Origin of the sequence: Nocardiopsis sp. B62 (genome assembly GCF_018070675.1) — a bacterium.
Taxonomy (GTDB): domain Bacteria; phylum Actinomycetota; class Actinomycetes; order Streptosporangiales; family Streptosporangiaceae; genus Nocardiopsis; species Nocardiopsis prasina.
This window is the reverse complement of record NZ_JAGPXK010000004.1, coordinates 280,193-299,021: the sequence shown is the minus strand read 5'-3', so window position 1 is coordinate 299,021 and position 18,829 is coordinate 280,193. Positions and strand designations below refer to the sequence as shown.

General features: G+C 70.8%; 14 protein-coding genes. 12 read left to right on the top strand and 2 right to left on the bottom strand.

Annotated features, from left to right (window positions below; translation table 11 throughout):
* Positions 1-151 precede the first annotated feature (151 nt).
* Positions 152-637 carry a hypothetical protein gene (locus KBX21_RS07035; RefSeq protein WP_210841365.1) on the bottom strand — a complete coding sequence of 162 codons (486 nt, stop codon included), beginning with the start codon at positions 635-637 and terminating at the stop codon, positions 152-154.
* Positions 638-760: 123 nt separating this feature from the next.
* Here KBX21_RS07035 and KBX21_RS07030 point away from each other — a divergent pair, with 123 nt between their 5' ends.
* Positions 761-1,591, top strand: coding sequence for a hypothetical protein (locus KBX21_RS07030; RefSeq protein WP_210841364.1), 831 nt, complete (start codon positions 761-763; stop codon positions 1,589-1,591).
* Positions 1,592-1,639: 48 nt separating this feature from the next.
* On the opposite strand, the gene KBX21_RS07025 is transcribed toward KBX21_RS07030, so the two are convergent.
* Positions 1,640-3,925 (bottom strand): ATP-binding domain-containing protein, encoded by a 2,286-nt coding sequence (locus tag KBX21_RS07025; RefSeq protein ID WP_210841363.1) that lies wholly within the window; start codon positions 3,923-3,925, stop codon positions 1,640-1,642.
* 368 nt (positions 3,926-4,293) lie between these two features.
* On the opposite strand from KBX21_RS07025, the gene KBX21_RS07020 reads away from it, so the two are divergent.
* The 11 genes from KBX21_RS07020 to KBX21_RS06970 all read left to right on the top strand — a co-directional run bounded on the left by KBX21_RS07020 (position 4,294) and on the right by KBX21_RS06970 (position 18,448).
* Positions 4,294-6,507: an anthranilate synthase component I gene (locus tag KBX21_RS07020; RefSeq protein WP_210841362.1), complete on the top strand. Its 2,214-nt coding sequence runs from the start codon at positions 4,294-4,296 to the stop codon at positions 6,505-6,507.
* A 124-nt stretch (positions 6,508-6,631) separates the two neighbouring features.
* Positions 6,632-6,772 (top strand): GPGG-motif small membrane protein, encoded by a 141-nt coding sequence (locus tag KBX21_RS07015; protein ID WP_026129297.1) that lies wholly within the window; start codon positions 6,632-6,634, stop codon positions 6,770-6,772.
* A 250-nt stretch (positions 6,773-7,022) separates the two neighbouring features.
* The gene (thyX, locus tag KBX21_RS07010; RefSeq protein ID WP_049566352.1) at positions 7,023-7,820 is read left to right on the top strand and encodes an FAD-dependent thymidylate synthase; all 798 of its coding nucleotides are present in this window, start codon (positions 7,023-7,025) and stop codon (positions 7,818-7,820) included.
* A 257-nt stretch (positions 7,821-8,077) separates the two neighbouring features.
* Positions 8,078-9,007, top strand: coding sequence for a DUF2382 domain-containing protein (locus KBX21_RS07005; protein ID WP_049566354.1), 930 nt, complete (start codon positions 8,078-8,080; stop codon positions 9,005-9,007).
* A gap of 108 nt (positions 9,008-9,115) precedes the next feature.
* The gene (locus tag KBX21_RS07000; RefSeq protein WP_049566357.1) at positions 9,116-10,300 is read left to right on the top strand and encodes an amidohydrolase; all 1,185 of its coding nucleotides are present in this window, start codon (positions 9,116-9,118) and stop codon (positions 10,298-10,300) included.
* Positions 10,301-10,641: 341 nt separating this feature from the next.
* Complete coding sequence (locus KBX21_RS06995) at positions 10,642-11,124, top strand: SRPBCC family protein (RefSeq protein ID WP_049566360.1); 483 nt, start codon at positions 10,642-10,644, stop codon at positions 11,122-11,124.
* Between the two features lie 176 nt (positions 11,125-11,300).
* Entirely contained in the window at positions 11,301-12,701 is a 1,401-nt protein-coding gene (locus tag KBX21_RS06990) for an NAD(P)/FAD-dependent oxidoreductase (protein ID WP_049566363.1), read from the top strand.
* 201 nt (positions 12,702-12,902) lie between these two features.
* Complete coding sequence (locus KBX21_RS06985; RefSeq protein WP_210841437.1) at positions 12,903-13,658, top strand: CDP-alcohol phosphatidyltransferase family protein; 756 nt, start codon at positions 12,903-12,905, stop codon at positions 13,656-13,658.
* A gap of 224 nt (positions 13,659-13,882) precedes the next feature.
* On the top strand, positions 13,883-16,387 hold the full coding sequence (locus KBX21_RS06980; RefSeq protein ID WP_049566564.1) for a mannose-1-phosphate guanyltransferase: 2,505 nt from the start codon (positions 13,883-13,885) through the stop codon (positions 16,385-16,387).
* Between the two features lie 875 nt (positions 16,388-17,262).
* Positions 17,263-17,805 carry an FHA domain-containing protein gene (locus KBX21_RS06975; RefSeq protein WP_049566369.1) on the top strand — a complete coding sequence of 181 codons (543 nt, stop codon included), beginning with the start codon at positions 17,263-17,265 and terminating at the stop codon, positions 17,803-17,805.
* Positions 17,806-17,974: 169 nt separating this feature from the next.
* Positions 17,975-18,448, top strand: a complete 474-nt coding sequence (locus tag KBX21_RS06970; RefSeq protein ID WP_049566372.1) for a bifunctional nuclease family protein — start codon at positions 17,975-17,977, stop codon at positions 18,446-18,448.
* The last annotated feature ends 381 nt before the right edge of the window (positions 18,449-18,829 follow it).

The window sequence follows — 18,829 nt, the reverse complement described above, 5'->3', positions numbered from 1 at the left end:
TCCGTTCACATGGGACCGGGTTCGTGGACCGACGTCTCACACGGCACCGGTACACGCTTTGTCCGTACAGAGTGTACGTACAATTTCGCGATAGTCCACCGAACAGGCACAGAACTTCACAACACGCCCCCGTCCACGGGCGGGCCTGGGCCTATCCGCGTGTCCGGGTGTGCGGCATGGGCGGGATGGGGCGGTCGATCCGTGCGTTCCTTCCGGCCTGGCGGGGTTCGCGATCCTCCCGGAGACAGTCCACGATCTCGACGGCGGCGCGCCTGCCGGCGATCTCGAAGCTCCGGGGGTTGGAGTCGACCCAGCTCCACGCGGCGTCGCGGAACACGATCCGAGTGGCGTAGGGGGACCTGCCCCGGCCCCGGATCTCCAGGCCCTCGCGGACCCCCGTCTCGAGGGCCCTCCGGTACTCCTCGGGGAGGGGCTCGTCTGGGTGGGGGCAGGTCGCCGGGAGATCATCGACGAACGCGAAGTCGGCGCCGGTGCGCAGGGGTTCCGCGTCGAGCCACACCAGGGCCAGGTAGCCGGGGCACGCGGTCTGGAGGACGTTGCGGACGAAGACGCCGGTGACCGGTCGGGGTAGCGGAGGCAGGGGGTGCGGGGCGGGGGAGTCCGGGGTGTGGGTCATGCTCCCTTTCTAGCCTTTGGGTCCGCGGTGGATCGTGACGCAAGTGTGGCGATCCCGGGCCGTCAGGAGTGAAGAAGGCGGACTAAGTTCTCATTTGCCACATAGAGAACGAAAGTCAGCGTCATGCCCCCACGTATCGCCGCCGCCCCCTGGGCGACGGTCCTCCTCTTCCTGCCCCTCGTCGGCTGCGCACCGGCCCAGGACCTCCTGGACCGCGCCGTGCCCGGAACCGGGGTTCTCACCCAGCTGGACCCCATCGACCGGGTGGACCGGGACGCCCCCTTCGCGGGCAGCCCCGCCGAGGACTACGGGCTGGGTTTCCCCGTACCCGAGGCCGAGGCGGTCGGCCCCTACTCCCAGGAGCAGGTCGAACGCTCCTACGCCCACACCCAGGAGCTGCTGGAGGCGGTCTACCTCAACGAGGACGCCGTGTTCGGTGAGGACAACAGCGAACTCACCGGACTCCTCACCGGACAGACCCTGGAGTGGTACCTGGACAACCTCGGTAACAAGGACCACGAGCTCAACAGCCGCCACCTGCCCTTCAACCTCACCCACGGCACCGCCGAGCCGATCGGGGACGAGGTGCGCGTGGACGGCGGGATGCACGCGGAGGCGACCCGGGACGACCAGGGGTGGGACTACCTCTCGGTGGTCACCGAGTACACGATCGTGCACCCGGTCGCCCGGCCCGGCGGATCGGCCTCCACCCGGCTGGTCACCTCGCACATCGGCGAGGTCGGCTTCTACGACGTGGGCGCGGAGGAGCTGGAGGCGGCGCCGATGTGGTCGCGCGCGGTGGCGCCCGTGCACTGCGTGGAGGAGTACACCTTCACCCCCAGTTTTGGGGACGACCACCCCGAGGGGGATCAGCCCAAGGGGGCGGTCGAGGACGCCTACGACCTGGAGGCCTCACGGGACCTGGAGCGGTGCGGGTCCGTCAGGGACACCTGACCGGCGCCCGTCGGGGCCCCTTCCGGGAGGCTCCCGACGGACGCGTTGTCATCCGGCCAGGCGCTTGAGGAGGTCCGGGAGGTCTGCCTCGTGCGCGACCGTCAGGCGCCTGGTCGCGCGGGTCACCGCCACGTACAGGTCGTTGGCGCCCCGCGGCTGCGCCAGCAGTTCCTCCGGGCGGACCACGATCACGGAGTCGAACTCCAGCCCCTTGGACTGCGTCGCGGACAGCACCACCACGGCGTCCCCCGCTGCGTCGCGCGCGCCCGAGTCCATGCGCAGCGCGCCCGGCAGAGCCTCCCGCACTCCGGCCAGGGAGGCATCGGAGGTGACGACCGCGACGCGGCCCTCTCGGACGGCCCTTCGCTCCTCGGCGACCAGCGCGGGCAGGTCGCCGAGGCCCGCGATCCGAGCGGCGCGGGGGGCGTCGCCCTCCTCGCGAACGGACTCGGGGACCTTCTGGTCGGGGGCGGCCTCGCGCAGCACGTCGGCGGCGACGGCCATGATCGGCGCGGGGGTCCGGTAGTTGACCCTCAGGTGCTCCACGTGCACCTTGCCCGGGGCGTACGACTGCAGGGCAGCGTCCCACGAGTCGGTCCCCGCCGCGCTGCCGGTCTGGGCGACGTCGCCGACGACGGTCAGGGACCGGGTCGGCACCCGGCGCATCACCGTGCGCCAGGCCATCGGGGACAGTTCCTGGGCCTCGTCCACGATCACGTGCCCGTAGGCCCAGTCGCGGTCCGCGCCGGCCCGGTCCGCGGTGCTCAGGACCGGTCCGGAGTCGTGGTGGCGGTCGGCGAGCAGGTGCGCGTCCAGCCCCTCCTGCGGATCCTCGGTCAGTCCGGTGAGGTCCAGGACGCCCTGCGCGTACCGGACCCGCTCCTCGTGCTCCGCGTGCTCCCGCCGTTGACGGGCCCGCAGGCGGCTGTCGTCCCGGCCGAGGAGGTCGGCCGTCTCGTCCAGCATCGGTACGTCCTCGACGGTCCAGGGCGCCCCGGCCGGGCGCGCCAGGCGCTCGGCTTCCGCGACCCCGGCCCGCGCCCCCACCCTGAGCAGGGCCTCGGGGTCGGCGTACAGGTCGCGTAGCAGCTGTTCCGGGGTGAGGTCGGGCCACAGGGCGTCCAGCGCCCGCTGGACGGGTTCCTCCTGCCAGAGCCGTGCTCCCACGTGCGGGAGGTCCTCGTCCGAGACCGGTCGGCTGAGCGCCTGGGACTCGACCCGCGCGAGCTCGCCGAGCAGCGTGTTCACCAGGTACTTGCGGGCGGTGTTGTGCGGCAGCGGCAGGTTCCGGGTGGTCTCCAGCACGTGTTCGCACACGTGGGCGGGCACGACGAGGGTGCCCGCGTCGGTCTCCACGCGCAGGTCCGCCTCACCCAAGGCGTGCCGGGGTGTGCGCTGCCGGTCCGCCACCGCCGCGCCCAGGAGCGCCACCATCCGGGGGGATCCCTTGATCGCGGCGATCGCGTGGGGGTCGTGCTCGGAGGCCTCCACGCCGGGGAACAGCTCGCCGACCGTGCGCATCACCACGTCGGTCTCCCCGAGGGAGGGCAGGACGTCGCCGACGTAGCGCAGGAACGCCGGGTTGGGGCCCACCACCAGGACACCTCGGCGTTCCAGGACCCGGCGGTGCGTGTAGAGGAGGTAGGCGGCGCGGTGCAGGGCCGCGACGGTCTTTCCGGTGCCCGGGCCGCCCTGGACGACCAGGACTCCGGCCAACTGTGCGCGGATGACCCGGTCCTGCTCGGCCTGGATGGTGGAGACGATGTCGGCCATGCGTCCGGTGCGGCCCCGCTGGAGGGAGGCGAGCAGGGCCGCCTCCCCGACCAGCTGACGGCGGTCGCCCTCGGTGAGGCCGTCGGCGTCGAAGACCTCGTCGTCCAGCCCGACGACCCGCCTGCCGCGAACCCTGAGGTGACGCCGCCGGGTGATCCCCTCCGGGGCGCTGGGTGTGGCCGCGTAGAAGGGGCGGGCGGCCGGGGCCCGCCAGTCCACGAGGATGGTGTCGTACTCGGCGTCGCGCAGGCCGATCCGTCCCACGTAGCGCGCCTCGGTGTCACCGGGGCCGTGGGAGACGTCGATCCGGCCGAAGCACAGGCCCTCCTCGACCGAACCGAGCTGGGCACTGCGGCGCGCGTGCTCGTAGGAACGGGTCTCGCGTTCCACGATGGCGGCGTACCCGGAGCGTTCCTGGAGGTGGGCGTCGGCCAGCCGCTGGCCGGTCCGTGCGCGCAGGGCGTCGAGGCGTTCGTACATGGCGCTGACGCGGGCCTGCTCGACCGTGACCGCGGCCTCCTCAGCGGAGGGCGTCGAACGGTCGTATTGACAGGAGTCCATCTGGTGGCTATCCTTGCGATTAGGAAGTGCTGTGATGGTGTGTTGAAGAGGCACGGCTGCCGTAGCCTAGCAGACCGTCATCACGCATGCCAGTCCGCCCTCGCGCGGACGAGGACCGAACCCTCTCCCGGAACCGGGTGGGGGTTTTCGTGTTCGGGCCCACCCGCCGCCGCGTACCCGCTACACTCGGCCCATGCGAACCAGCCCGACCAACCAGGGACAGTGGTGGCGCCGCTCCTAGGCGGCGCACCGACAGTTCGCGTTCCACGAACACCGCAGCGACCGCCCCCAACCGGCGGTCGTTTGTCGTATCCAACGGCCCCGGACGGCGATGACCACCGACCGCAGAGCGCCAAAGGACCCCGGCCGTGAAGCCCAGCGACGCACAGACCACCACGTACCGCACCCCGAGCGGCGTGACCGTCCGACGCAACGCCACCCCCTGTGACCCCGAGATCCTCACCGGACTCGTCACCTCCCTGGAGGACCGCCGGGGCGGGGTCCTCTCCTCGGGGATGGAGTACCCGGGCCGCTACGACCGCTGGCACCTGGGGTACGTGGACCCCTGCCTGGAGATCAGCACCCGGGGGCGCCGGGTCACCGCCACCGCCCTCAACGACCGGGGCCGGGTCCTGCTGCCCGTCCTGGCCGACGCGCTCGACACCGTTCCAGGGAGGAGCGACCGCGAGGAGAGCGCCGACCACGTCGCCGTCACGGTCCCCGATCCCGATCCCGACGCCTTCTTCACCGAGGAGGAGCGCAGCCGCCGTCCGAGCGTGTTCACGGCCCTGCGCGCCGTCGTCGCGGCCCTGCGCAGCCCGGAGGACTCCAACCTGGGCCTGTACGGAGCCTTCGGCTACGACCTCGCCTTCCAGTTCGAGCCGGTCCAGCGACACATTGACCGTGACCCCACCGACCGTGACCTGGTCCTGCACCTGCCCGACGCCGTCGTGGTCCGCGACCGCAAGCGCGAGACGTGTGTGCGCTACACCTACGAGTTCACCGTCCCCGCCACCGAGGAGCGCGCGGAGGCCACCACGGAGGGGCTGCCCCGCGAGACCGGCCCGACCCCGCCCGTGGTCGCCGCCGAGGTCCCGCCCGGCCCCCAACCCGGCTCCTACGCCCAGGTGGTGGCCGAGGCCAAGCAGCGCTTCCGTCGCGGTGACCTGTTCGAGGTGGTCCCCGGTCACCGCACCTACGCCCGGTGCACGTCCCCGGCGCGCTTCTACGAACTGCTGCGCGAGCGCAACCCCGCGCCCTACGAGTTCTTCTTCAATCTGGGCGAGGGCGAGTACCTCGTCGGCGCCTCCCCGGAGATGTTCGTGCGGGTCACCGGCGAACCCGGTACCGGCCAGAGGGTGGAGACCTGTCCGATCTCCGGGACCATTCGCCGAGGGGAGGACGCCCTGGGCGACGCCGAGAACATCCAGGAGCTGCTCTCCTCGGTCAAGGAGAAGTCCGAGCTCACCATGTGCACGGACGTGGACCGCAACGACAAGTCACGCGTGTGCGAGCCGGGCAGCGTCAGGGTGATCGGCCGCCGTCAGATCGAGATGTACTCACGACTCATCCACACCGTCGACCACATCGAGGGCACCCTGCGGCGTGACTTCGACGCCCTGGACGCCTTCCTCACCCACATGTGGGCGGTCACCGTCACCGGGGCCCCCAAGACCTGGGCGATGCGGTTCATCGAGCAGCACGAGACCAGCCCCCGCCGCTGGTACGGCGGTGCCGTCGGGGTGGTCAACTTCGACGGCTCCATGAACACCGGCCTCACCCTGCGCACCGCCCACATCCGCGACGGCGTGGCGGCCGTGCGCGTGGGAGCGACGCTCCTCTACGACTCCGACCCCGAGGCGGAGGAGAAGGAGACCTTCCTCAAGGCCCGCGCGCTGCTGGAGACCCTGGCCCTGGGGGAGGAGCTCGCTGACGGCCCGCGGGAGGTCCACCCCGAGCCCGTCACCGCACCGCAGCCCGGGGCGGGCATGAAGGTGTTGCTGGTGGACCACGAGGACTCCTTCGTCAACACCCTCGCCGACTACGTGCGCCGCCACGGCGCGGAGGTCACCACCGTCCGCTACGGGTTCGCCCCCGATCTCCTCGACCGGCTCGCCCCGGACCTCGTGGTCCTCTCGCCCGGGCCCGGTCTGCCGGTGGACTTCGCCATGTCGGACCTGCTGGACACCCTGGCCGCCCGCGGCCTGCCGGTGTTCGGGGTGTGCCTGGGTCTTCAGGGGATGGTCGAGCACGCCGGGGGAGAGCTGCGCACCCTGGCCGCGCCCGTGCACGGAAAGCCCGGCCGCGTCCGGGTGTCCGGCGGGCGGCTGCTGTCCGGCCTGGGTGAGGACGACGCCTTCCCCGCCGCCCGCTACCACTCCACCTACAGCACCCCGGACCTGGTGAAGCACTTCGAGGTCACCGCGGTCCTGGACGGCGAGCCCGGGGAGGACCCCGTGGTCATGGCGATCGAGGACCCGGTGGCGCGCTGGTACGCGGTGCAGTTCCACCCGGAGTCGATCCTCACCGCCAGCGTCGGTGAGGGCGTCGTCGCCCGTGTCCTGGAGCTCGCCCGAGGGTGAAACCCGTGGTGGCGGCGGTACGACCTGTGTCACAGTGACCGCCGCTCACCTGGAACGATGTCGCGCGACAACAATTATCTCAGGGATACTGTTTGATCGGATCGTGACCGGACAGGGGTGGCGTATGGGTATTTTGCTTACGATCCTCGGTATCGTCCTCATCGTCTCCGGCGTCCTCGGTGTGCTGCGCGGTCAGCTCCTCTGGGGCATCGTCGCCATCGTCATCGGCCTGTTCGTCGCGCCGGGCTACTTCTACGGGATCTGACTCACAGGGGGCGTACGCCCCCGCCGGACCGGCGAGGGGCCGGGTGTCCGACCACGCTCAACCGCGTGTCGGTCACCCGGCCCCTCGGCTTGGGCCCCCGACACCGGACCGAACACGGCTGACCAGCGGGACGTGTACCCTCGGGAGAGGTCAATCGGCCCCGCCCCACACACGCTCCCGTGCTCCGGAACATCCCTGGTCGCGGCCATGACGCGTGCCCTGGGCGGGGGAGTTGCTAGGAGAGGGTGCCGTGAAGAAGGTCGAGCCCCAGGTCCGCCTGGTTGCACGTCCGCAGGTGGACTACGACGCGATCGCCGACTACCTCAAGGAGGTCGGCGGCGAGGCGTGGATGGAGCGGTTCGACCGGGGTGACCTGGACGCCCACCTCAACGACCCCCAGAACCTCGCCGAGTTCGCCGGGCGCCTGTGCTACCGCTCGTGGGAGCCGGGCCTGAACCCGAACGTCACGCGGGTGCGCAAGGACCAGGACGCCTACCTGGGCAACATCCTGGCGAGCCTGCACGGTTCGGTCCTCGAGCACGTGAGCTTCAGCTTCGTGCTGCACAACGTCTCGCGGGTGCTCACCCACGAACTCATCCGCCACCGGCCGGGCGTGGCCGTCTCGCAGGAGTCGCTGCGCTTCGTCCGCCTGACCGACCTGCCCTTCTGGTTCCCCGAGTGGGCCGAGGAGGACCCGGAGCTGATGGAGCGCGCCAGCGCCATGCTCCAGCAGATGGAGGACTTCCAGTTCTGGATGGCCGAGCACTTCGGCCTGGACGACGACGGCGTGAAGTTCGCGGAGAAGAAGCACAAGACCTCCTTCATGCGCCGCTTCGCCCCCGAGGGCGTGGCGACCGGGCTGGTGTGGACCGCCAACGTGCGCACGCTGCGGCACACCCTGGAGGCCCGTACGGCTCCTGGCGCGGAGGAGGAGATCCGTCTCCTGTTCAACCTCATCGGCGAGACGCTGAAGGCGGAGGCCCCCGCTCTCTTCGGCGACTACACCGTCGAGGACGGTGTGTGGGTGCCCCAGCACCGCAAGGTCTGACCGTTCCACTCCGAGCGCCCGTCCCTCGCCGAGGGGCGGGCGCCGTGTTGTCCACGGGGTGTGCCACGCGTCAACGGCCGTGCTACGGCTCGTCATCGGGGGTTCATCGGAGTCGCCGCAGGCCAAGTGGGGTTTTATGGTCGGCACTTCCTTGTTCAGGGAGTGACCGAAAGGCCTTTGCGGGCTGTGTGACGGGGTAGGGCCCCGGCGAGTACGGGGCACACGTCCCGTTGCCGTGAACCAGGAGGGGATGCTCCGTGACAGGCGAACTCGTACCAGAGAACCTGGTCGGTCACCGCGTGCTCGACGCCGAGGGCGCCCACGTGGGGAAGATCAACCAGGTGTTCCTCGACGACAGCACCGGGGAAGCGACCTGGGTGTCGGTCCACACCGGAATGTTCGGCATGAGGGAGACCCTCGTGCCGCTCCAGGGGGCTCGTCCCGTGGAGGAGGACATCCAGGTCCCCTACGACAAGGCGGTCGTCAAGGAAGCCCCGCAGGTCGACGCCGAGCGGCACATCACCCCGGAGGACGAGGCCCTCGTCCGCGACTACTTCGCGAGGCAGGGTGGGTTCCCCCGGCAGGCCCAGGGGGAGGGTGACACCCGAATGGCGGACCCGGGCACCGGGACCGCGGAGGGGGCCGCTTCCGGCGCCGCCATGACCGGGGGGACCGGCAGCCACGGTGACTTCGCGGACCGGCGTGAGGGCCGGGGAGACGAGCCGCAGGCCGGTGACCCGTTGGAGCGGTTCCGGCCCGACGAGCGGTTGGGCGGTCCCGGCGCGGGCGACACCGACGACCTCTCCGTCCTCCGTCACGAGGAGCGGGTGGACATCGGGGTCGAGCGCCGCGAGGGCGGGCAGGCGCGCATGCGCAGGCACGTCGAGACCGAGCGCTTCGAGGAGACGGTCCCGCTGCACCACGAGGAGCTGGAGGTGGAGCGGCGACCCATCACCGATCCGTCGCAGGTGCCCGATCCCGGGCACATGGAGGAGGACGAGCGGACCTTCACGCTCTACGAGGAGCGTCCGGTCGTCTCCAAGGAGGAGGTGCCGGTCGAGGAGGTCCACGTCCGCAAGCGGGACGTCACCCACGAGGAGCACATCGAGGGCGAACTCCGCAAGGAGCGCATCGACTTCGAGGACGAGGACGGTATCCCGCCCAGGGGTCCTGACAGCGCTCCGTGACGACGCGCGTACACGCTACCTCCGAGTGGCCCCTTCCAGGAGGGGCCACTTGCTCGTGCGTGCCCCCTTCCTCGCTATTTTTGGTATACCGCTAGCAGGAAGGCTGTCATGACCGAGCAGAAGCCCCCCACGATCTTCCGCGACGTACGCCCCATGGGCGGCGCCCCTGTTGACCTCGTGGTGGTCGAAGGAGCGGTGTCCGACCGCCTCCCCACGGGGGACGCCGAGGTGGTCGACTGCGGCGGGCGCATCGCGTTGCCCACGCTGGTCGACGCGCACATCCACCCGGACAAGACCTCCTGGGGTGAGCCCTGGTACTCGCGCCGCCCCGCAAGGGGGATCGCGGAGCTGGGAGAACAGGACGCCGAGTTCTTCCGGAACTGCCCCAGCCCCGTGGCCGACCGAGCCGAACGCCTCATGGGCCACGCCGTCACCCGCGGCACCCGGGCGATGCGCGCGCACGCGGACGTCGCCCCCGCCTACGGGCTGGACGGTCTGCACGGCGTTCGTGAGGCCGCCCGCCGTCTGGCGCACGCGCTGGACGTGCGGATCGTCGCCTTCCCCCAGCACGGGGTCCGCCGCGCTCCCGGCACGGACGCCCTGTTGGAGGAGGCGCTGCGCACCGGCGCGGCCGACCTGATCGGCGGGATCGACCCCGAGGGCTTCGACGACGACCTTGACGGCCAGCTCGACCTCGTGTTCGGGCTCGCCGACCGGTACCGGGCGGGTGTCGACATCCACCTGCACGACAGCGGCTCCGTGGGCTCTCGCACCATGTGGGCGATCATCGAACGCACCCGGGCGCTGGACATGGGCGGCAGTGTCACGGTCAGCCACGCCTTCGGGGTGACCCCGGCAGCCGAGGACTTCGAGGCCGTGGCCGCCGGTCTCGGCGAGGCGGGGATCGCGCTCACCACCGTGGCCCCGGACCCGTCCCGGGTCCTGCCGGTGGCACGGCTGCGCGAACACGGCGTGCGAGTCGGCGTCGGCTCGGACGGGGTCCGCGACTCCTGGAGCCCGTTCGGCGACGCCGACATGCTGCACCGCGCCCACCTGCTGGCCAGGGCGCTGCGTGCGCGTTCGGACGACCAGCTCTCGGACGCCTTCCTGACCGCCGCGCACGACGGGGCGTCCCTGGTCGACCTGCCCCGGACCGACTTCGCGCCGGGTGCCCCAGCCGACTTCCTCCTGGTGGAAGGCGAGTGCCTGCCGCAGGTTGTGGTGGACCTGCCCCGGCGCCACGCGGTCGTCCGCGCGGGCCGTGTCGTGGCCCGTGAGGGCGGTCTCCTCTGACGGCTCGCCCCTGCCGCGCGGAAGCCGGAAGAAATCTGAAAGCCTTGCGCACTAGGTTTCCTGACTGACGGACACCGGGGCGGCGGTGACGACTCCATGAGCCCCCGGTGAGGACGTGGACCCGGGCTCTGCCACCCGGGTACCCCGGAGCGGTCAGGACGGGACCGCTCGTTCGTTCGGGCCGGTCAGGACGGGACGGGCCCGTGCACGTGGGGGCGGCGGTGGGTGGGAAGAGCGCCGACCGCCGTCCCGCCAGCCCTCCCTCACTTTGTCCCCGCCCCGAGCTAGGGTCGTGGCCCGCGCCCGGAGCGTCCGGGCGTGATGGAGCCAGGGAGGGCCCCATGAACGAGGACCGCCAGGGGAACGAGCGGATCGACCGGGCCGAGAGGGTCGTCGCGGCGCCGCCGGCCACGGTCTACCGCGCGCTGACCGACGGTGAGGCCCTGGAGGCCTGGCTGCCCCCGGAGGGCATGGGGGGCCGGATCGAGAACTTCGACCCCCGGCTCGGGGGCGGGTTCCGCATGGTGCTCACCTACGGCGAGTCCGACGCCGGACACGGCAAGTCCTCGGAGACCACCGACGTCACCGAGGTGCGGTTCGACGAACTCGTGCCGGGAGAGCGGGTCGTGCAGTCCGTCGACTTCACCTCCGACGACCCCGCCTTCCTGGGGACGATGGTCATGGCCTGGCGGATGGAACCCGTCCCCGAGGGCACACGGGTGACCATCGAGGCGACGGACGTGCCCCGGGGCATCCGGCCCGAGGACCACGAGGTCGGTCTGGCCTCGTCACTGGCCAACCTCGCCGGGCACGTCGAACCCTGACCCGTCCGCGTCACGGCCCCGTGCCCGGTCCGGACGTTCCCGCCGTGAGGAAGGGGCGCCCTCGAGGGTGTCGGCGCGTGACCCGCGCCGGGGGTCCCTGGTGTGTCCTCCCTGGTCGGGACAGACCGGGCGCTTAGGGTCGCTCTTGTCGGCCGCCGACACGGAGGGGGAACGCGATGAGCGAGGACGTGGGCGCGGAGATCACCGAGGAGGAGGTCTCCGGCACGGAGGACGGGCACGGGGAGGCCCCCCGCGCCGAGCCCGAACCGCGCGGACGCGAGGCCGCACCCGGACGGGGCCACACCATCGTCGTGGGCGCTGGAATGGCCGGGCTGGCCGCCGCGGACCGCCTCGCGGAGCAGGGCGAACGCGTCACCGTGGTCGAGGCCAGGGACCGCACCGGGGGGCGTATCCACTCGTTGAACGCCTGGGAGGGTGCGACCCTGGACGTGGGGGCCTCCTGGATGCGCGGCGAGGAGAACAACCCGCTCTCCCGACTCGTGGAGGAGGTGGGCGCGCGCACCGCCGTGTTCAACCGCTCCACCGAGACCGCCTACGACCCCAAGGGCCGCAGGCTCCTGTTCGACCGGCACCGCCGCAACCTGGAGGACGTCAACCTCCTCCACGAGCACATGTACTGGGCGACGGTCGGCGCCAGCCCGGAGGAGTCGATGGAGGAGGGCATCGACCACGCCCTCTACGACGCCAACCTCGTGCGCTCCCGGGCCAGGGACGCCGCCGAGATCGTCCACCGGATCGCCGAGGCCGACCACGGGGCGGACGCCGAGGAGGTCGCCTTCGCGGCGGTCGCCTCCCGGCACGAGTTCAGCGGCGACGACGTGGTCTTCCCCGACGGCATGAGCCAGCTCACCGACCACCTCGCCCGTGGGCTGGACGTCCGTCTGGAGCACGTGGTCCTGGCGGTGTCCCACGACGACGAGGGGGTCGGCGTGCGGGTGGACACCCCCGACGGCGAGGAGACCCTGACCGCGGACCGGGTCCTGGTCACCCTGCCCATCGGGGTCCTCCAGTCGGGCCAGGTCGACTTCACCCCGGAACTGCCGGAGGACAAACGCGACGCCGTGGCGCGGCTGGGCAACGGTCTGCTGGAGAAGCTGTTCCTGCGCTTCGACGACGTGTTCTGGGGTGACGCCGAGGTCCTGGTCCACCTGGGCACCGAGGAGGGCACCTGGTTCCACTGGTACGCCGGTCAGAACGTCTACGGCCAACCCATCCTGGTCAGCCGCAACGGCGGCAACGCGGCGCGGTTCCTCTCGGGCATGGGAGACGGGGACGTGGTCGAACACGCCATGGCCTCCCTGCGCGGCATGTTCAAGAAGGCCCCGGACCCGGTGGACCACTACCTCACGCACTGGATGGACGACCCCTTCGCGCGGGGCGGGTTCTCGTTCACCGCCGTCGGCGCCGGGGACGGGGACCGCGTTGCCCTGGGAGACCCGGTCGGCGACCGCCTCTTCTTCGCGGGCGAGGCCACCGAGATCGAGCACACCGCCACCGTGCACGGCGCCCTGCTTTCCGGGCGACGGGAGGCCGACCGCATCCTCGACCTCGGCTGAACCACCACCGGAGCGTGCGTCCGCGCAGGTCGCACCCGGGTCCCGGGCGAAGTCCGTACACGGTACGATCAGCGGGAGGCCGTCCGTCCGGGCACCCGGTTCCGGTGGGGCACGAGGTGGCGGGCAACGACGGCCCCGCCCGTTATCGTTGGCGGTATGGGGCGATCCGGCGAAGAAGGCAGACACGAGGCGGGGGGCAGCGTGGCCAGCCCGGTGGTCAGTGACCGCATCTGGACGGTTCCCAACCTGTTGAGCATGCTCCGGTTGTTGGGTGTGCCGCTGTTCCTCTGGCTCATCCTGGTGCCCCAGGCCGACTGGTGGGCACTGCTCGTGCTCGCCCTGGCCGGGCTCAGCGACTGGCTGGACGGCAAGATCGCCCGGGCCTGGAACCAGGCCACCAAACTCGGACAGATCCTCGACCCGCTCGCCGACCGCCTCTACATCTTCGCGGCCCTGCTCGGACTGGTCCTGCGCGGCATCATCCCCTGGTGGCTGATGGGCATCCTGGTGCTGCGCGACGTCCTCATCCTCGGCGCGCTCCCGCTGCTGCGCCACTTCGGCTACGGGCCGCTGCCGGTCAACTTCGCGGGCAAGGCCGCCACCCTCTGCCTGCTGTACTCCTTCCCTCTGCTGTTCATCGCCGGATACGCGTCCCTCGTCGGAGATGTGGCCCGGATTACAGGTTGGGCCTTCGCGCTGTGGGGAACGGCTCTGTACTGGTGGGCCGGACTGCTCTACGCCGTACAGGGACTGCGTCTGATCGACCAGACCCGCCGCGACGAACGCGCTGATCACACGGGTTCCCCCACGGGTACCCGGGACAGCGACCCCGCACGCGGCAACGGCGTGGACCGTCCCGATCCGTCCGCTCCGGCGTCCGCTGACGGCGCGCCCGGTGCGGAACCCGAGGGCCCGGACGGACCGGGCCTGCCGGACCAGGGCCAGGCCGCGCCCTGATCCACCGAACGAACCGGCGGACCGGCTCACCAGAGTCCTGTCGGATCGAAAGGGAGTGTCGTCTCCGCAATGAGAACATGTCCCACCGCGCACGACCGTGCGCGTTCCGAGAAACCATCCTTCGCTGCGTCTCCTGACGGCCCCGCCGTTCGGAGGTGCGCGCGATGACCGCACCCGACTCCGCGCCCGTTCCCCCGAACGAGGGCGCACCCACCGCACCCCCCATGAAGGCCGTGGTGATGGCGGGGGGCGAGGGCACACGCCTGCGCCCGATGACCGCCAACCAGCCCAAACCGCTCCTCCCGGTCGTCAACCGACCGATCATGGAGCACGTACTTCGCCTGCTGCGCAAGCACGGGTTCACCGAGACCGTGGTCACCGTCCAGTTCCTGGCCACACTCATCCGCAACTACTTCGGTGACGGCGAGGAGCTCGGCATGAAGCTCCACTACGTCGCCGAGGAGGTGCCGCTCGGCACCGCGGGCAGCGTCAAGAACGCCGAGGAGCACCTGCGCGGCGAACCGTTCATCGTCATCTCCGGTGACGCGCTCACCGACATCGACCTCACCGACATGGTCCGGTTCCACAAGGAGCGCGGCGCCAAGGTCACGATCGCCCTCAAGCGGGTGCCCAACCCGCTGGAGTTCGGGATCATCATCGTCGACGAGCAGGGGCGCATCCAGCGCTTCCTGGAGAAACCCACCTGGGGCCAGGTCTTCTCCGACACCGTCAACACCGGCATCTACATCATGGAACCGGAGGTGCTCGACCGCGTCGCCGAGGGCGAGGTGGTCGACTGGTCCGGTGACGTCTTCCCCGAACTGCTGGAGGAGGGCGCACCCCTGTACGGGTACGTCGCCGACGGCTACTGGGAGGACGTGGGCACCCACGAGAGCTACCTCAGCGCGCAGGCGGACGTGCTCTCGGGCAAGGTCGACGTCGAGATCGACGGCTTCGAGGTCTCGCCCGGAGTGTGGATCGGCGAGGGCGCCGAGGTCGACGCCAGCGCCGTGCTCAAGGGTCCCCTGTACGTCGGCGACTACGCCAAGGTCGAGGCCGGGGCGGAGCTGCGCGAGTACACCGTCGTCGGCAGCAACACGGTCGTGCGGGCGGAGGCCTTCTGCCACCGCACCGTGCTGCACGACAACGTCTTCATCGGCCGGGGCGCCAACCTGCGCGGCGCCGTGATCGGCAAGAACACCGACGTGATGGCGGCCGCCCGGATCGAGGAGGGCGCGGTCGTCGGCGAGGACTGCGTCATCGAGTCCGAGGCGTACGTGAGCAACGACGTCAAGGTCTACCCGTTCAAGACCATCGAGGCCGGCGCGGTGGTCAGCACCAACGTCGTCTGGGAGTCGCGCGGGCAGCGCTCGCTGTTCGGCCCCCGGGGCGTGTCCGGGCTGATCAACGTGGAGATCACCCCGGAGCTCGCGGTGCGACTGGCCAACGCCTACGCCACCACGCTCAAGAAGGGCGCGATCGTCACGACCTCCCGTGACGTCTCACGGGCGGCTCGCACGCTCAAACGGGCGGTCATCAGCGCGCTCACCGCGGCCGCCATCGAGGTGCGTGACCTGGAGGTGGTCCCGCTTCCGGTGGCGCGCTTCCACACCTCGCAGAGCGGGATCAGCGGCGGCATCACCGTGCGCACCAGTCCAGGGGACCCCGAGTCCGTGGACATCATCTTCCTGGACGGAGAGGGCGCGGACCTCTCCTCGGGGGCCCAGCGCAAGCTCGACCGGGTCTTCTCCCGGGCCGAGTACCGCCGGGCCTTCCCCGGGGAGATCGGCGAGCTGTCCTTCCCGTCGCGCAACGTGGAGAACTACTCCCACGAGCTGCTGCGATCCGTGGACACCTCAGGGGTGGCCGAGGCCGAACTCAAGGTCGTGGTCGACTGCGCGGGCGGGACGGGATCGCTCATCCTGCCCTCCCTGCTGGGCAGGATCGGCGTGGACGTGCTCACGGTCAACAACCGGCTGGACGAGGCGTCGCCCACCGACACCGTCGCGAAGAAGATGCGGGACCTGGAGAGGTTGGGCGAGCTGGTCGCCAACTCCGGTGCCGACTTCGGCGTGCGCTTCGACCCGGTGGCCGAGCGGCTGTCCATCGTGGACGAGAACGGCGAGCTGGTGGACGGCGACCGCGCGCTCCTGGTGGTCCTGGACCTGGTCGCCGCCGAACGCGGTGGCGGGCGGGTGGCCCTGCCGGTCACCACGACCCGCGTTGCGGAGAAGGTGGCGCGTTCCCACGGTGCCGAGGTGCTCTGGACGGCCACCGCCACGGACGAGCTGACCAAGGCGGTGCGTTCCGAGGGCGCGGAGATCGTCTTCGCCGGAGACGGCCGCGGCGGCTTCGTCGTCCCCGAGTTCAGTCCCACCAGTGACGCGATCGCCGCCTTCGTGCGGCTGCTCGGTCTGGTGGCCCGGACCCGGCGCTCGCTCGGCCAGATCGACCGTGCGATCCCTCAGGCGCACCTCCTGCGCCGTTCGGTACCCACCCCGTGGGCGGTCAAGGGGAGCGTGATGCGCGCGGTCGTGGAGGCCGCCGGAGAGCGCGAGCTGGACACCACGGACGGGGTGCGGGTGATCGAATCCGACGGCAGCTGGGCGCTGGTCCTGCCGGACACGGCGGAGGCCGTCACCCATCTTTGGGCGGAAGGTCCTGATTCGGACACGGTGCAGCGCCTGCTCGACGAGTGGGCCGCGGTGGTGGAGCGGGCCGAGAGCTAGGGCTTGTCCTCGGATGCCTTCGCCGGTGGCGGCGGAGCCGACCTCGATGCGAGCGGCCGTTTCCCCCGCTGTGCGCTGCTACGCGAGTTTCGCGTTCTCGCGCAGCGGGGGCCCCACCCGGGTTCGACTCTCCGAGCCTCATCGGCGCGGTGAGAGGCAGCCTGGTGGTAACGCGGGGACACGGCGCCGCAGGCGCCCGTTGAGGGCGGTGGCGGGCGACGGGGGAAGGAATCATCCGAAGGACACGGCGTGGCGGCCCGGTCCCCGGGGTGTGTGGGCGCGGACGGAAGGGACGTCCGCGCCCACACGGTGTGTCCGCCCGCTGCCCCGGGGTGTTCGCGTCCTTCGTCGGGTCCGGGGATAAAGTGGACGAAGTCGCAGGTCCGGGCAGGGGAGTGAAGTTCGCGGAAATCCACCTCGGGTGACCGAGAACCAAACGCCCGGGAAGGGCATCTGTTCCAGAACAGGTGTCGGTCTCCCACGAGGTCTGTCACCGGCCGTGGCGGGGCCCCAGGTTCCTACGCGGCCGAACCCCGCGTCACGGGCGCCCCAGTGGGGTGTTCGCGGCGGGCCTGGGGGAGCGAAACCCTGTCTGGACAGGGATATGGTTTAAAGTCGAGTGTTCCCTGAGGCACCGTGTCACCACCCGCCACGGGAATCCCGGCAACGGCGGACATCCAACGGGGGTGACAAGGAGTCCTACTTGGGGGATGAGACCTAGCGACCGACCGCGTGAGGCGACCACTGCCGCGACAGTGGACCGACTCACCGTGTTCCGGACGGTGAGTGGGCCCCTGGCCCGCCCGACGCCCGGAACGCGCCACCGATCAGCCGAATCAAGCACCGCCCCGTGCGGTAGGAGGCCGAGCCGACCTATGTCGAGCGTTTACTGCACGCAGTGCGGTCACGCCGTTGCGGATGATGCCCGTTTCTGCTCCCACTGTGGAACACCCGTCCGCAGGGCCGAACAGCAGAGTCCACGGCCCAACGCCGGCGGCGACTCCGCGGGAGATGTCACCTCGACCATCTCCATCTCCGGTATACAGGCGCTGGAGGAGGAGGAACAGGGCGATGAACTCGGCGGCGACGACCCCGCCAGCACCGACGCCCTTCCGCCCGGAACAGCCTTGCTGGTGGTCCGGCGGGGCCCCAACGCAGGGAGCCGGTTCCTGTTGGACAGCGACGTGACCACCGCTGGCCGACACCCCAACAGCGACATCTTCCTCGACGACGTCACCGTCTCCCGACGCCACGTGGAGTTCTTCCGCCGCGGCAACGGCTTCGGGGTCCGGGACGTCGGCAGCCTCAACGGCACCTACGTCAACCGCGAGCCGGTGGACGAGGCCGAACTGGGTGGCGGGGACGAGATCCAGATCGGCAAGTTCCGGATGGTTCTGCTGACCAAGCCGCGCCGATGACGGTGCGCTGACCACGGTCGACGGGGGCGGGTGTGCCGATGAGGTTTGCGGCCCCCCGCCTCCGGACAGCTTTGTAACGAAGGGTGCCGATTTCGCCCTCGGGTCCTGATCCGACGGGGAGCAGGGACGAGCGCCCATCCGGCATGACGACTCGTGGGACGGAGCCGCTGTGAAACACATGGAGGTCGTCGGCGTCCGGGTTGAGATGCCCTCGAACCAACCGATTGTCCTGCTCAAGGAATCCGAGGGGGACCGCTACCTGCCGATCTGGATCGGTGGGGTGGAGGCCTCCGCGATCGCGCTCGCCCAGCAGGGTGTCTCGCCCGCGCGCCCGCTCACCCACGACCTGTTCCGCGACGTCCTGGACGCGCTGGACACGGCGCTGGAGACGGTGAACATCACCGGCCTGAGTGATGGCATCTTCTATGCCGAGCTGGTCTTCAGCAACGGTGTGGAGGTCAGTGCCAGGCCCTCGGACTCCATTGCCCTGGCTCTGAGGACCGGCACCCCGATCTACGCCCACGAGGACGTGATCGAGGAGGCCGGGATGCCGATCCCGGACGAGCAGGAGGACCAGGTCGAGGCGTTTCGGGAGTTTCTGGACAACATCTCGCCGGAGGATTTCGGGCAACGTGGTGCCTGAGGCGGTCGGGGCTCGCCCTTTGCGGGCCCCGCTGCCTTTCTCGCGGCCGTGACCTGCGGGTTCGTCGGTCGCACTGGTGATAGATTAGGTGAACGGAATGGTCGTGGAGGGCGTAGCCGAAAACGGTCCGGCGGGTTTCGGCCCGGCGGGGTCCGGTACCGCGGCTCCATTGGCGTGCACACTTGGCGACGCGCCGCGCGCCTTCGTTGACGCTGCCCTGCGGTCGTCCTACCGTCAGTGCTGTGAAACCCACGGCGCGCCCGTTCCCTGAGTGGACTCCCCTGTCGATGCCGCCGTGGGACGAGAAGCCGGAGGTCGGCGTGGCGGTAGCGAGCGGCAAGCGGGATCACCATGGCAGGCGGTCCGCGCTGCGGCTAGCGG